Origin of the sequence: Kribbella sp. CA-293567 (genome assembly GCF_027627575.1) — a bacterium.
Classification (GTDB): domain Bacteria; phylum Actinomycetota; class Actinomycetes; order Propionibacteriales; family Kribbellaceae; genus Kribbella.
Map to the genome: position 1 here is coordinate 5,072,072 of NZ_CP114065.1, position 12,981 is coordinate 5,085,052.

The 12,981-nt window shown below is 69.3% G+C and carries 11 protein-coding genes; 8 read left to right on the forward strand and 3 right to left on the reverse strand.

Translation table 11 applies throughout. From position 1 onward, the window contains the following. Nucleotides 1-225: 225 nt before the first annotated feature. From aceE to OX958_RS23135, 3 genes are all read left to right on the forward strand, one after another. Complete coding sequence (gene aceE / locus OX958_RS23125) at nucleotides 226-2,964, forward strand: pyruvate dehydrogenase (acetyl-transferring), homodimeric type (RefSeq protein ID WP_270139132.1); 2,739 nt, start codon at nucleotides 226-228, stop codon at nucleotides 2,962-2,964. 156 nt (nucleotides 2,965-3,120) lie between these two features. After that, entirely contained in the window at nucleotides 3,121-4,590 is a 1,470-nt protein-coding gene (locus tag OX958_RS23130; RefSeq protein ID WP_270131303.1) for a peptide MFS transporter, read from the forward strand. 74 nt (nucleotides 4,591-4,664) lie between these two features. Then, complete coding sequence (locus tag OX958_RS23135; RefSeq protein ID WP_270131305.1) at nucleotides 4,665-5,372, forward strand: hypothetical protein; 708 nt, start codon at nucleotides 4,665-4,667, stop codon at nucleotides 5,370-5,372. Here the strand turns inward: OX958_RS23135 and OX958_RS23140 are convergent. Genes OX958_RS23140 through OX958_RS23150 form a run of 3 tightly spaced genes read right to left on the reverse strand, consistent with a single transcriptional unit; the run spans nucleotide 5,304 to nucleotide 7,903 of the window. After that, complete coding sequence (locus tag OX958_RS23140) at nucleotides 5,304-6,188, reverse strand: pirin family protein (RefSeq protein ID WP_270131306.1); 885 nt, start codon at nucleotides 6,186-6,188, stop codon at nucleotides 5,304-5,306. The two genes, OX958_RS23135 and OX958_RS23140, sit on opposite strands and share 69 nt — an antisense overlap. 58 nt (nucleotides 6,189-6,246) lie before the next feature. Then, a complete protein-coding gene (locus tag OX958_RS23145; RefSeq protein ID WP_270131308.1) occupies nucleotides 6,247-7,296 on the reverse strand; it encodes a PHP domain-containing protein in 1,050 nt (349 codons plus the stop codon). A 40-nt stretch (nucleotides 7,297-7,336) separates the two neighbouring features. Next, complete coding sequence (locus OX958_RS23150; protein ID WP_270131310.1) at nucleotides 7,337-7,903, reverse strand: TetR/AcrR family transcriptional regulator; 567 nt, start codon at nucleotides 7,901-7,903, stop codon at nucleotides 7,337-7,339. Between the two features lie 47 nt (nucleotides 7,904-7,950). On the opposite strand from OX958_RS23150, the gene OX958_RS23155 reads away from it, so the two are divergent. From OX958_RS23155 to OX958_RS23175, 5 genes are all read left to right on the forward strand, one after another. After that, entirely contained in the window at nucleotides 7,951-9,087 is a 1,137-nt protein-coding gene (locus tag OX958_RS23155) for a GDSL-type esterase/lipase family protein (RefSeq protein ID WP_270131311.1), read from the forward strand. 42 nt (nucleotides 9,088-9,129) lie between these two features. Continuing rightward, nucleotides 9,130-10,344 (forward strand): PucR family transcriptional regulator, encoded by a 1,215-nt coding sequence (locus tag OX958_RS23160; protein ID WP_270131313.1) that lies wholly within the window; start codon nucleotides 9,130-9,132, stop codon nucleotides 10,342-10,344. Between the two features lie 79 nt (nucleotides 10,345-10,423). Continuing rightward, the gene (locus OX958_RS23165) at nucleotides 10,424-11,614 is read left to right on the forward strand and encodes an acyltransferase domain-containing protein (RefSeq protein ID WP_270131315.1); all 1,191 of its coding nucleotides are present in this window, start codon (nucleotides 10,424-10,426) and stop codon (nucleotides 11,612-11,614) included. A 1-nt stretch (nucleotide 11,615) separates the two neighbouring features. Continuing rightward, complete coding sequence (locus OX958_RS23170) at nucleotides 11,616-12,614, forward strand: beta-ketoacyl-ACP synthase III (protein ID WP_270131316.1); 999 nt, start codon at nucleotides 11,616-11,618, stop codon at nucleotides 12,612-12,614. A gap of 79 nt (nucleotides 12,615-12,693) precedes the next feature. After that, complete coding sequence (locus OX958_RS23175) at nucleotides 12,694-12,942, forward strand: acyl carrier protein (protein WP_270131318.1); 249 nt, start codon at nucleotides 12,694-12,696, stop codon at nucleotides 12,940-12,942. Nucleotides 12,943-12,981 lie beyond the last annotated feature (39 nt).

The following is a 12,981-nucleotide window of genomic DNA, read 5'->3' on the forward strand; positions in this document are numbered from 1 at the left end:
GTGACGTGTCCGGTATCCGCATGCCGGACAGGTCGCGTGTCCGGTGGAACCGGCCGAATCAGGCGAGATCGGGCGAGGTTGTGGATGCGAAGTAGAACGCATTCCGGTCAGGTGACAGGATTACCAGTGCTCCGACAACTCAGCACTGGAGTAGTACCGACTAGACAGACAGGCAGGACACCCGTGGCTTCCGGACACGAACCACCAGCCATCATCACCGAGGGGATGCCCACCCAGCTCCCCGACATCGACCCCGACGAGACTCGGGAATGGGTCGAGTCGCTCGACGCGGTGCTGGACGAACGCGGCAAGGCGCGAGCGCGCTACCTGATGCTCAAGCTGATCGAGCGAGCCCGGGAGCGCCAGGTCGGTGTGCCCGCGCTGCGGAGCACGGACTACATCAACTCGATCCCGCCCGAGCGCGAGCCGTGGTTCCCCGGTGACGAGCACATCGAGCGGCGGATCCGGGCCTTCATCCGGTGGAACGCCGCGGTGATGGTGAGCAAGGCCAACCGCAAGGGCCTGGAGGTCGGCGGCCACATCGCCACCTACCAGTCGGCGGCCAGCCTGTACGAGGTCGGCTTCAACCACTTCTTCCGGGGCAAGGACGCGCCCGGTGGGGGCGACCAGGTCTTCATCCAGGGCCACGCCTCCCCCGGCATGTACGCCCGGGCCTTCCTCGAAGGCCGGTTGACCACCGACCAACTGGACGGCTTCCGCCAGGAGGTCTCCCGCGGCCCGCACCAGGGCCTGTCGTCGTACCCGCACCCGCGGCTGATGCCGGACTTCTGGGAGTACCCGACGGTCTCCATGGGTCTGGCCGCGCTGGACTCGATCTACCAGGCGCGCTTCAACCGGTACCTGCACCACCGCGGCATCAAGGACACCTCCGACCAGCACGTCTGGACGTTCCTCGGTGACGGCGAGATGGGTGAGCCGGAGTCGCTCGGCGCGATCGGCCTGGCCGCCCGCGAGGAGCTCGACAACCTCACCTTCGTGATCAACTGCAACCTGCAGCAGCTGGACGGTCCCGTCCGCGGCAACGGCAAGGTGATCCAGGAGCTGGAGGCGTTCTTCCGCGGCGCCGGCTGGAACGTCATCAAGGTGGTCTGGGGCCGCGAGTGGGACGCGCTGCTGGCGCAGGACCACGACGGCGCGCTGGTGAACAAGATGAACACCACCCCGGACGGCCAGTTCCAGACGTACGCCGTCGAGTCCGGCGAGTACATCCGGAACAACTTCTTCGGCGGTGACCAGCGGCTCACCCAGATGGTCAAGAACCTGTCCGACGAGGACCTGCGCAAGCTCCCCCGCGGTGGGCACGACTACCGCAAGGTCTACGCGGCCTTCAAGAGCGCCAAGGAGCACGTCGGGCAGCCGACCGTCATCCTGGCCCAGACGGTCAAGGGCTGGACGATCGACTCGCTGGAGGGCCGCAACGCGACCCACCAGATGAAGAAGCTCACCTCCGGCGACCTGAAGACCTTCCGCGACCGGCTCTACCTGCCGATCGAGGACAAGGACCTCGAGGACGCCTACAACCCGCCGTACTTCCACCCCGGCAAGGACTCGCCGGAGTACCAGTACATGATGGAGCGGCGCTCGCAGCTCGGTGGCTTCCTGCCCGAGCGGCGGGTCAAGCCGAAGACGCTGAAGCTGCCTGGTGACGACGTCTACAAGCCACTGAGCAAGGGCAGCGACAAGACGCCGGTGGCGACCACCCAGGCGCTCGTCCGGCTCTTCCGCGACCTGATGAAGGACCCGGAGATCGGGCACCGGATCGTGCCGATCGCCCCCGACGAGTACCGCACCTTCGGGATGGACTCGATGTTCCCGACGGCGAAGATCTACTCGCCGCACGGGCAGCAGTACGAGGCGGTCGACCGCGCGCTGCTGCTGGCCTACAAGGAGTCGGACAAGGGCCAGCTGCTGCACGAGGGCATCTCCGAGGCCGGCGCGATGGGCTCGATGATCGCGGCCGGTACGGCGTACGCCACGCACGGCGAGCCGATGATCCCGTTCTACATCTTCTACTCGATGTTCGGGTTCCAGCGCACCGGCGACCAGCTCTGGGCGCTCGGCGACCAGCTCGGCCGCGGCTTCGTGGTCGGCGCCACCGCGGGCCGCACGACGCTGACCGGTGAGGGTCTGCAGCACGCCGACGGTCACTCGCCGCTGCTCGCATCGTCGAACCCGGCGGCCGTGCACTACGACCCCGCGTTCGCCTACGAGGTCGCGCACATCGTCAAGGACGGCCTGCGCCGGATGTACGGCTACAAACCAGGGGAACACGCCGTCCAGTATCCGTATGGGGAGGACGTCTTCTACTACCTCACCGTCTACAACGAGCCGGTCGCGCAGCCGGCCGAGCCGAAGGATCTCGACGTCGCGGCCCTGCTCAAGGGCATGTACCGCTTCGAGGAGTACCAGACGGCCTCGGGCGACGACGTACCGCGCGTGCAGCTGCTCGGCTCGGGTGTCGCGCTGCCGTGGATCCGCAAGGCGCAGAAGATCCTCGCCGAGGAGTACTCGGTCGCCGCCGACATCTGGTCGGTGACGTCGTGGAACGAACTGCGGCGCGACGCGATCGCGGCGGAGGAGTACAACCTGCTGCACCCGGACGAGGACGAGAAGGTCCCGTTCGTCACCAAGCAGCTGAAGGACACCAAGGGCCCCGTCGTCGCGGTCAGCGACTTCATGCGCGCGGTGCAGGACCAGATCTCCCGCTGGGTGCCGAACGACTACACGTCGCTGGGCACCGACGGCTGGGGCCTGGCCGACACCCGCGCCGCCGCCCGCCGCCACTTCCACGTCGACGCCGAGTCCATCGTCGTCGCCACGCTGGAGATCCTGGCCAAGCGCGGTGACGTGAAGCGCGAGGTCGCCGCCGAGGCGGCCCGCAAGTACCGGATCGACGACCCGACCGCGGTGGCCGGAGTCAAGCAGGAAGGCGCCGGCGCCTAGCCTGCACCCAGCAACACCCGATGAGCCGTCCGACCCTCCCGGTCGGGCGGCTCTTCGCGTTGTGCCGGAGGACGGACGGTCCCCCGGGTGATCGTTGCGATGAGCAACCGACTACGGTCGGGTGGAACCTTTTCGAGTGACAGGGAGTAGCCGAGCGTGTCGGGAACGCAACAGCAGGCGGTCGGGGAGAAGCAGTTCTTCGGGCACCCGCGGGGGTTGATGACGCTTTTCACGACCGAACTGTGGGAGCGGTTCAGCTACTACGGGATGCGCGCGATCCTGTTGCTGTACCTGACCGACCAGGCGCACGGTCTGGGGCTCGGCCAGTCGCTCGGCGAGGCGGTCGTCTCGATCTACGGCGCGTCGGTCTACCTGCTCTCCGTGCTCGGCGGCTGGTTCGCCGACCGGGTCGTCGGTGCCCGCCGGACCGTCCTGTACGGCGGCAGCGTGATCGTGGCCGGCCACCTCGCGCTGGCGATCCCGGCCGACGGCCTGGCCTACGCCGGCATCGCGCTGGTTGCCCTCGGCACCGGTCTGCTGAAGCCGAACGTGTCGACGATGGTCGGCAACCTGTACGAGAAGGACGACACCCGCCGCGACTCGGCGTTCTCGATCTTCTACATGGGCATCAACATCGGTTCGTTCAGCGCGCCGTTCGTGGTCGGCTTCCTGCGCCGCGAGTTCGGCTTCCACGTCGCCTTCGCCGCCGCCGCGGTGGGGATGACGCTGGCTTTGATCGCCTACGTGCTCGGCCGGCGGACGCTGCAGGGCCGCGGCGACACCCCGCCGAACCCGCTCACCGCCGAGGACCGGCCGGCGATGGTCAAGATCACCGTCGCCGTCCTCGCCGTGCTGGCCGTCGTCTTCGCCCTGTCGGCCTGGGCGTCCGGCGGGATCGGCCCGAAGCCGGTCGTCGACGCGATCTCCTACCTGTGCTTCCTGGCGCCGATCGCGTACTTCACCATGCTGCTGCGCAGCCCGCTGGTGACGCCGGTCGAGCGTCGCCGGGTGCGCGCGTACATCCCGCTGTTCATCGCCGCGATGCTGTTCTTCATGGTCTTCGAGCAGGCCGCGACCACGCTCACCACCTTCGCCGCCCAGCGGACCGAGCTGAGCGTGTTCGGGGTCGGCATCACGCCGGAGTTCTTCGCGTCGGTCAACCCGTTCAGCATCATCGTGCTGGCACCGGTCTTCGCGGTGATCTGGATCAGGCTCGGTGATCGCGGGCCGAGCATCGGGCAGAAGTTCGCGACCGGCCTGCTGCTCGCGGGCCTCTCGTTCGCGGTGATGGCGCTGGCTTCTTCGGTCGCCGGTGAGGCTCTGGCGTCGCCGCTGTGGCTGGTCGTCGTCTACGTCATCCAGACCCTCGGCGAGTTGTTCCTCTCCCCCGTCGGCCTGGCCGCGACGACCTTGCTGGCCCCGAAGGCGTTCAACAGCCAGATGATGGCGCTGTGGTTCCTGGCTCCGGCGGCCGGCCAGGCGATCACGGCCCAGTTGGTCCAGGCGACCGAAGGCGCGTCGGACACGTCGTACTTCGGTGGACTCGCGATCGTCACCGTGGCCTTCGCCGTGGTGCTGTACTTCCTGGCTCCCTGGATCCGCCGCCACGCGGACGCCCGCGACTGACCCCTCCGGCGAGGGAGTTGAATCCCCTGGCCGGGTGAGGACCCAGTACGCCGTACGGCGGGATGCTCGATGCCATGACCGAGCATCCCGTACCGCCGTGGGCCTACCGGCTGGCGCATCTGATTCCACTGCTGACCTTGCCGTCGGGCCTCTGGCGACTGGGGCTGGTGGCCGGATCGTCGATGGGCATGGTCGACGAGCAAGGCCGGCCGTTGCAGTTGCAGGGCTTCGGTGAGTCGCTGTACGTCGTTTGCCTGAGCTTGTTCGCCGAGGCGGTCGCGTTGACCGCGTTCGGTCTCGTGAAGCCGTGGGGCGAAGTGGTGCCGCGCTGGATCCCTTGGCTGGGTGGGCGTCGGGTCGCGCCGTACGCCGCGATCGTGCCCGCGACGCTGGGCGCGCTGTCGCTGATCGCGATCTGGACCTACGGCTTCCGGGACGTCTTCACCGGCGAGTTCCTGCCGTTCTCCAGCGACGCCGCGGCGGTGCTGATGATCAGCTGCTACGCGCCGCTGAACCTGTGGGGACCGGCGCTGCTGGTGCTGACCTGGGCGTATTACCGCCGGCGCGGTTGGCGTGCTGTACGTCCGGGGCTAGCGGGAGCGCGGGCGGGGTTTCAGCCTGGTGCCGGGCAGAGACGGCGCGGGAAGGGGATCGCCGTCGTAGCCGGGGACGGTGGGGAAGCAGTTCGTGCCGGCGGCAGCGATCGACGCCATCTAGTCGTTGCGAGCGGCAACGACCTCCTCGTGGGTGCGGCCAATGAAGTTCCACCACATGACGAGTGATTCCTCGAACGGCTCGCCGCCCAGCAGGAGGAAGCGGGTGCCGTCCGCGGAGCTGAGGTCGATGGACTCGCGGCCGGCACCGAGGTAGAGCATCTGCCCGAAGCCGGTGGTCTGGCCGCCGAGGGTGAGGGATCCGGCGACCACCAGTACGGCGTACTCGAAGGCTGGGGTGAGCGGGAGGGTGATGGTCCGGCCGGCGTCGAGCTGGAGGTCGGCGCCGACCAGGGGCGTGTACGACTCGGCCGGTGAGGTGACGCCGGCGACGGTGCCGATCATGACGGTGGCGCGGGCGCCGTCGAGGTCGAGCGTCGGCAGCTCGGCGTACGTGGTGAAGTGCGGAGCTACCGACGTCCGGTGCGAGTCGGGCAGCGCGACCCAGAGCTGGGCGCCGTGCAGCGTCGGCGGACCGTCGGGCAGCGAGACCTCGGAGTGCGCGATGCCGTTGCCGGCGGTCATGATGTTGAGCTCACCCGGCCGAACCATCGCGTGCGACCCGGCACTGTCGCGATGCTCGATCTCGCCCTCGAACAACCAGCTCACCGTCTGCAGGCCGATGTGCGGATGCGGCGGCACCAGCATGCCGCGCTCCCCCGGTCCGTCGTACGAGTCGACGCAGGCGCTCAGGTCGTCCGGCCCGTAGTGGTCGACGAAACACCAGGCGCCGACCATCCGCCGGTTCTTGCTCGGCAGCAACCGCCGGACCTTGGTCGTCCGCCCGAGCACGACCTCACGAGCCTCCAGCAGTTCCAGCACCGGAGTCTCGGCACCTTCGCCACCGCAGACGTCTTCGGCCGGGTCCCGCTCCAGATTGCTCATCCTCCGAGTATCGCCTCGGCCCTTCGCCGGCCGGCAGCCGGCGGCCGTTCCGAGGGGATCAGGAGGCGGTCCACTCGCGGAGGGCTTCGGACGACCAGGTGTTGATCACCCGGTCCGCGGGGACCTCGCACTCCTCGGCTCGTTCGCAGCCGTAGATCTGCCAGTCGAGCTGGCCGGGCGCGTGGGCGTCGGTGTCGATGGAGAAGACGCAGCCGGTCTCCGCCGCCAGGGAGAGCAGCCGGCGAGGTGGGTCGAGGCGTTCGGGGCGGGAGTTGATCTCGACCGCGGTCCCGAACTGCCGGCAGGCCTCGAACACGACCTCGGCGTCGAACTGCGACTCCGGCCGGGTGCCGCGGCCGCCGGTGATCAGGCGCCCGGTGCAGTGCCCGAGTACGTCGACGTGCGGGTTGGCGATCGCGCGCACCATCCGCTCGGTCATCGCCTCGGACTCCATCCGGAGCTTGGAGTGCACGCTGGCCACCACCACGTCGAGGCGGGCGAGGATCTCCACGTCGCAGTCGAGCGAGCCGTCGTCCAGGATGTCGACCTCGATCCCGTTCAGGATCGTGAACCCGTGGAGTTCGTCGGCGAGCTTCTTGTTCAACTCCGCGACGACGTCCAGTTGCTGCAGCCGCCGCTCGCGGGACAGCCCGTTGGCGACCGTCAGCCGCGGCGAGTGGTCGGTGAGCGCAATGTACTGATGTCCCAGCGCGGCCGCCGTCCGCGCCATCTCCTCGATCGGGCTGCCGCCGTCCGACCAGTCCGAGTGCAGGTGCAGATCGGCCTTCAGCTCGGCCCGCAGCGCCGTTCCCGCACCGGCCTCGGTCAGCTCCTCGACCGCCGCCTCCAGCTTCACCAGGTACGACGGGGTCTCGCCGTCCATCGCCTCGACGATGACGGCCTCGGTCTTCGGCCCGATGCCCGCCAGTTCGGTCAGCGTCCCGGCCCGGCGGCGGGCCCGCACCTCGGCTGCCGGCAATGCCTCGATCGTGTCCGCCGCACGCCGGTACGCCTTCACCCGATGGGTCGGCTGGCGCTCCCGCTCGAGGAAGTACCCGATCTTCCGCAAGGCCTCCACCGCGGCCTCGACACCCGCCCGATCACTCATCCCCCCATCATGCCGCGTCCCACCGACAACCCGGCTCTGCTCACTCCGGCCAGTTGGCGAGGGTCGTGTGGAGCGCGGCGAGGGCCGCGGACCAGGAGACGTCGGCGGAACGAGGGGTGTGGCGGAAGGAGCCGGTCAGTTCGAGAGTGATGTAGCCGTGCATGGTGGCGCCGAGCAGGCGGATAGCGTCGATCTGGGCGTTCGGCGACAACTCGTAGGCGTGCAGGATCGAGCGGGTCAGGTCGGCGTGACGGCGAGCGGGAGCGGCGGCCGGGCCGTCGGCGTCCAGGTCCTGCTGCATGGCGGCGTACCGGCCGGGGTGCTGTTTGGCGTAGTCGCGGTAGGAGTTGGCGAAGGCGAGGAGCGCGTCCTTGCCCGCCCGGCCGGCCATGGCGGCGGCCACCAGGTCGGCCAGCTCGGTCAGGGCGAAAGCGGCGACTCTGGCCCGCAGGTCGCGAGCGTTCTTGATGTGCGAGTAGAGGCTCGCGTCCTTCACCCCGAACTGGCGGGCCAGGGCGGAGACCGTGACGTTGCCGAAGCCGATCTCGTCGGCCAGCTCGGCCGCCGCCCGGGTCAGTCGGTCGGCGGTGATTCCCACGCGTGGCATCGGGCTCCTCGGAAACTTGTTTGCCTAGTACCTCTAGGATACTACCTATGACTTCATGGACAACCACCCCGATCGACCAGCGACTCGTCCGAGGAGCGGTCGAACTGGAGACCACTTCGAACGGCGTACTGCCGCATCGTCTGCCTGCCTGGGCCCGCGCCCAGACCAGCGACGGCCAGCTCGCGATGGCCGAGGCGCAACCGTCCGGCGTACGGATCGCCTTCCGCACGGCCGCCACCGCGATCGAGCTCGACGTACTCCCCACCAAGGTCCTGTACGCCGGTGCGCCGGCGGGCGCCGACGGCGTGTACGACCTGCTCGTCGACGGCCGGCTCACGGCACAAGCCACCGCGTCCGGCGGCAACGTCCTGACCATCGACCTGATGAACGGTTCGACCGACTTCGTCCCGGGCCGGCCGGCCACCGTCGGCTTCACCGGCCTCCGGCCGGGCGCCAAGGACGTGGAGATCTGGCTCCCGCATCGCGAGCGCACCGAGCTGGTTGCCCTGCGCACCGACGCGCCGGTCGAGCAGGTCACCGGACGGCAGCGCAAGCTCTGGCTGCACCACGGCAGCTCGATCAGCCACGGCTCCAACGCCGACAGCCCCACCCAGACCTGGGTGGCACTGGCCGCGGCCCAGGCCGGCGTCGAGCTGACCAACCTCGGCTTCGGCGGGGGCGCGCTGCTGGATCCGTTCACGGCCCGCACGATGCGCGACCTGCCCGCCGACCTGATCAGCGTCAAACTCGGCATCAACCTGGTCAACCTCGACCTGTTGCACCAACGCGCGTTCGGTCCGGCCGTGCACGGTTTCCTGGACACCATCCGCGACGGTCACCCGACCACGCCGCTGCTGGTCATCTCGTCCATCCACTGCCCGATCCACGAGGACACCCCCGGTCCCGGCGTACCGGACTTCAGTGACGGCAAGGTGCAGTTCCGTGCCACCGGCGATCCCGGCCAGCCGGGCAAGCTCACTCTCAACTGGATCCGGCAGGAGCTGGCAGCCATCACCGAGGCCAGGGCGAAAACCGACCCGAACCTCAGCTACCTCGACGGCCGCGACCTGTACGGCGAGGCGGACTTCGCCGAACTCCCGCTCCCCGATCAGCTGCATCCTGACAACGCCACTCACCGCCGGATGGCCGAGCGGTTCGCGAAGCTTCCGTTCCTCCTGCAGTAAGCAACCGGCCGTCGGCGTCGCCACCCTCTGTAAGGTCGGAACGTGGTGACCAAGCGGGAACTCAAGGCGCACGAGGCAAGGGCGGAGCGTCTGCAGGCCGCGACCGGCGCGCTCGCGACGGCCGCGACCGCCGCGATGGACGAGAAGCTGCCCTGGTTCGGCCAGCTGTCCGCGCAGGACCGCTCCTGGATCGGCCTGGTCGCCCAGTCCGGGATCACGGCGTTCGTCGACTGGTTCCGCGATCCCGAGGTGCACGCGTCGATGCCGACCCGGATGTTCGGCTCGGCGCCGCGCGAGTTCACCCGGGTGATCTCGCTGCACCAGACCGTGGACCTGCTCCGGACCACGATCGAGATGATCGAGCACACCATCGGCGACCTGTTGCCGGCCGACGACGTACCGGCGGTGCGGGAGTCGATGCAGCGCTATGCGCGGGAGGTCGCGTTCGCCGCCGCCACCATCTACGCCCAGGCCGCCGAGATGCGCGGCGCCTGGGACGCCCGGCTGGAAGCGCTCGTGGTCGACTCGGTGATCCGCGGTGAGGCCGACGAGTCCGTCCGGTCCCGCGCCTCCGCCCTCGGCTGGACCGGCACCAGCACGACGGGCGGCACCTCTTCGGAGGTCGCCGTGGTGGTCGGGCGGGCCCTCGAGACGGAGTCCGGCAGCGCCAACGTGGCCGACGCCGTCCGGCACGCGGCTCGTGAGGCCGGTGCCGACGCCCTGTGCGCGATGCAGGGCGACCGGCTGGTGGTGGTACTCGGTGGTACGAGCAAACCTGTCGAGATCGTACAAAAGCTGAGCGGCTGGTTCGGGCCCGGTCCGATCGTCGTCGGGCCGGTGGTGAAGGACCTGATGTCGGCCGTCACCAGTGCCCGCGCGGCGGTCGCCGGACTGCGCGCCGCCCCGGCCTGGCCAGGGGCCCCGCGACCGGTTCAAGCGGATGAACTTCTGCCCGAGCGATCGCTGTCCGGCGACGGCCATGCCCGTCGTCAACTGGCCACCGACGTCTACGGTCCGCTCACGATGGGCGACGGAGTGCTGCTCGACACCGTCACGGCCTACCTGGACTCGGGTGGCTCGATCGAGGCGACGGCCCGGGCGATGTTCATCCACGCCAATACCGTCCGGTACAGGTTGAAGCGTGTGGGCGATCTCACGGGCTACTCGCCGTCGAATCCCCGCGACGCTTTCACGCTCGGTGTCGCACTGGCCCTCGGGCGCCTGCTCAATCCGGGGCCGGGATCGTCGCTTTTGTAGGAACCCTCCAAAGTCCTGCGGGTAGAATTCGTGCTGCTTGGCGCACCACGGACCGCGGTACTCAGGGAGAGTTGTCATCGTGCTCGTCATCGCCGCGCCCGGACAGGGCGCTCAGACCCCAGGATTCCTCGAGCCGTGGCTGGCGGACCCAGTCTTCGAGAACCGGCTGAACTGGCTGTCCGCGGTCGCCGGCCTCGACCTCGCCCACTACGGCACCAAGGCCGACGCGGAGACCATCCGCGACACCGCGATCGCGCAGCCGCTGCTGGTCGCGGCCAGCATGCTGTCCGCGCTGGCGCTGTTCCCGCACCCCGGTGACGCCTTCGAGAAGATCGGCGCGCTGGCCGGCCACAGCGTCGGCGAGATCGCGGCCGCCGTCGGCGCCGGCGTGATCACCGGCGAGCAGGCGATGGTGCTGGTGCGTGAGCGGGGCAAGGCGATGGCCGCCGCGTCCGCGCTGACTCCGACCTCGATGACCGCGGTGCTCGGGGGAGACCGCGAAGAGATCCTGGCCAAGCTGGAGCAGTACGGACTGACCGCCGCCAACGACAACGGCCCCGGCCAGATCGTCGCCGCCGGCACCGTCGAGGAGCTTGCCGCTTTGCAGGCCGACCCGCCGGCCAAGACCCGGCTGATCCCGCTGTCGGTGGCCGGCGCTTTCCACACCAGGCACATGGAGCCGGCCGTCCAGACGCTCGGCGGCTACGCCCGCTCGATCACCACGCACGATCCCCGCACCCGGCTGATCTCGAACCGTGACGGTCAGATCGTGCACGACGGCCGCGACGTCCTGCGCCGGCTGGTCCAGCAGGTCAACTCACCGGTCCGCTGGGACCTGTGCATGCAGACGATGGCCGACCTGCAGGTCACCGGCATCCTGGAGATGACCCCGGCCGGCACCCTGACCGGGATCGCCCGGCGCGCGCTGAAGGGTGTCGAGGTGTTCGCGCTCAAGACGCCGGACCAGCTCGACGACGCCCGCGCGTTCGTGGACAAGCACGGCAGCCCGTCGGACATCAACGCCTCGCCGACCTGGCGGCTGCTGGTGGCACCGATGAAGGGCACGTTCACCCGCGAGGGCCAGATCGCCCGCGAGCCGGGTGACACGGTCGAGACCGGCGAGGTGGTCGCGATCGTGAAGAGCCTGCGCGACGAGGTCGAGGTCCGCGCGCCGCACGGCGGCAGCGTGGTCGAGTGGCTGGTGGAAGAGGGCGACCCGGTCGCCCCAGGGCAGCCGCTGCTCCGGCTGCACCCTAGTGGAGTGAGCTGACATGCCCGGACAGATCACAGAATCGATCCCTGCGGCGCACTCCGCGGTCCTGGGCCTCGGCTCGTACCGCCCCCGCCGGGTGGTGCCGAACTCCGAGATCCTGGAGCAGATCGACTCCAGTGACGAGTGGATCCAGACCCGCTCGGGGATCAAGGAACGGCGCTGGGCCGAGGACGACGAGACCGTGCTGATGATGTCGACGCACTCGGCCAAGGAGGCGCTGGCCGACGCCGGCATCGACCCGGCCCAGATCGGCTGCGTCATCGTCGCGACCGTCACGCACCTCTACCAGACCCCCGCGATCGCGACCCAGGTCGCCGTCGCGGTCGGCGCCCCCACCGCTGCCGCCTTCGACGTCTCCGCCGCCTGCGCCGGCTTCTGCTACGGCATCGCGCTGGCCAATGACATGGTCCGCGGCGGCAGCGCGAAGTACGTGCTGGTGGTCGGGGTCGAGCGGCTCAGCGACATCACCGACCGGACCGACCGCGGCACCGCGTTCATCTTCGCCGACGGCGCCGGCGCGGCCGTGGTCGGGCCCTCCGAGCAAGCGGGGATCGGCCCGGTCGTCTGGGGCTCCGACGGCACCCAGCACCTGGTGATCAGCCAGAAGGAGTCCTGGAAGGAGGCGCACGGCAGCTACCAGTGGCCGAACCTCACCATGGACGGCAACCCGGTCTTCCGCTGGGCGTCCTTCGAGATGGCCAAGACCGCCCAGCAGGCGCTGGACGTGGCCGGGGTGAAGTCCGAGGACCTCGACCTGTTCATCCCGCACCAGGCGAACATGCGGATCACCGACGCGATGCGCCGGACCCTGAAACTGCCCGACAGCGTCAAGGTGGCCCGCGACATCGAGCGGCAGGGCAACACCTCGGCCGCGTCGATCCCGCTCGCGATCGCCACTCTGCGCGAGAGTGGTGAGGCGACCAGCGGGGATCTCGCTCTGATCATCGGCTTCGGCGCGGGCCTGACCTTCGCCGCCCAGGTGATCCGCCTTCCGTAACGGAACCCCCGGTTGTCCGGAACGGCTCAAGTGGCCGGTTCGGCTAGTTATGCACACATTTCGAAAGGGAAACACACTGATGGCCAGCACCGAAGAGATCCGCTCCGACCTCGCCGAGATCGTCAACGAGATCGCCGGCATCCCGGTCGAGGACGTCCAGCTGGACAAGTCCTTCACCGACGACCTCGACGTCGACTCGCTCTCCATGGTCGAGGTCGTGGTGGCCGCCGAGGAGAAGTTCAGCGTCAAGATCCCCGACGACGAGGTCAAGAACCTGAAGACCGTCGGTGACGCCGTCGCGTTCATCGAGCGCGCGCAGAACGGCTGACCGACTCCCGCTGGGATTCGATCGTGCTGGCAGCAGTGG

What these genes read in the sequence shown, in the direction of transcription:
- OX958_RS23140 (WP_270131306.1), bottom strand. Translation starts at nt 6,188, where the DNA reads ATGAGCAATCTGGAGCGGGACCCGGCCGAAGACGTCTGCGGTGGCGAA.
- OX958_RS23150 (WP_270131310.1), bottom strand. Translation starts at nt 7,903, where the DNA reads ATGCCACGCGTGGGAATCACCGCCGACCGACTGACCCGGGCGGCGGCC.
- OX958_RS23145 (WP_270131308.1), bottom strand. Translation starts at nt 7,296, where the DNA reads ATGAGTGATCGGGCGGGTGTCGAGGCCGCGGTGGAGGCCTTGCGGAAG.
- OX958_RS23135 (WP_270131305.1), top strand. Translation starts at nt 4,665, where the DNA reads ATGACCGAGCATCCCGTACCGCCGTGGGCCTACCGGCTGGCGCATCTG.
- OX958_RS23170 (WP_270131316.1), top strand. Translation starts at nt 11,616, where the DNA reads ATGCCCGGACAGATCACAGAATCGATCCCTGCGGCGCACTCCGCGGTC.
- OX958_RS23155 (WP_270131311.1), top strand. Translation starts at nt 7,951, where the DNA reads ATGACTTCATGGACAACCACCCCGATCGACCAGCGACTCGTCCGAGGA.
- OX958_RS23175 (WP_270131318.1), top strand. Translation starts at nt 12,694, where the DNA reads ATGGCCAGCACCGAAGAGATCCGCTCCGACCTCGCCGAGATCGTCAAC.
- aceE (WP_270139132.1), top strand. Translation starts at nt 226, where the DNA reads ATGCCCACCCAGCTCCCCGACATCGACCCCGACGAGACTCGGGAATGG.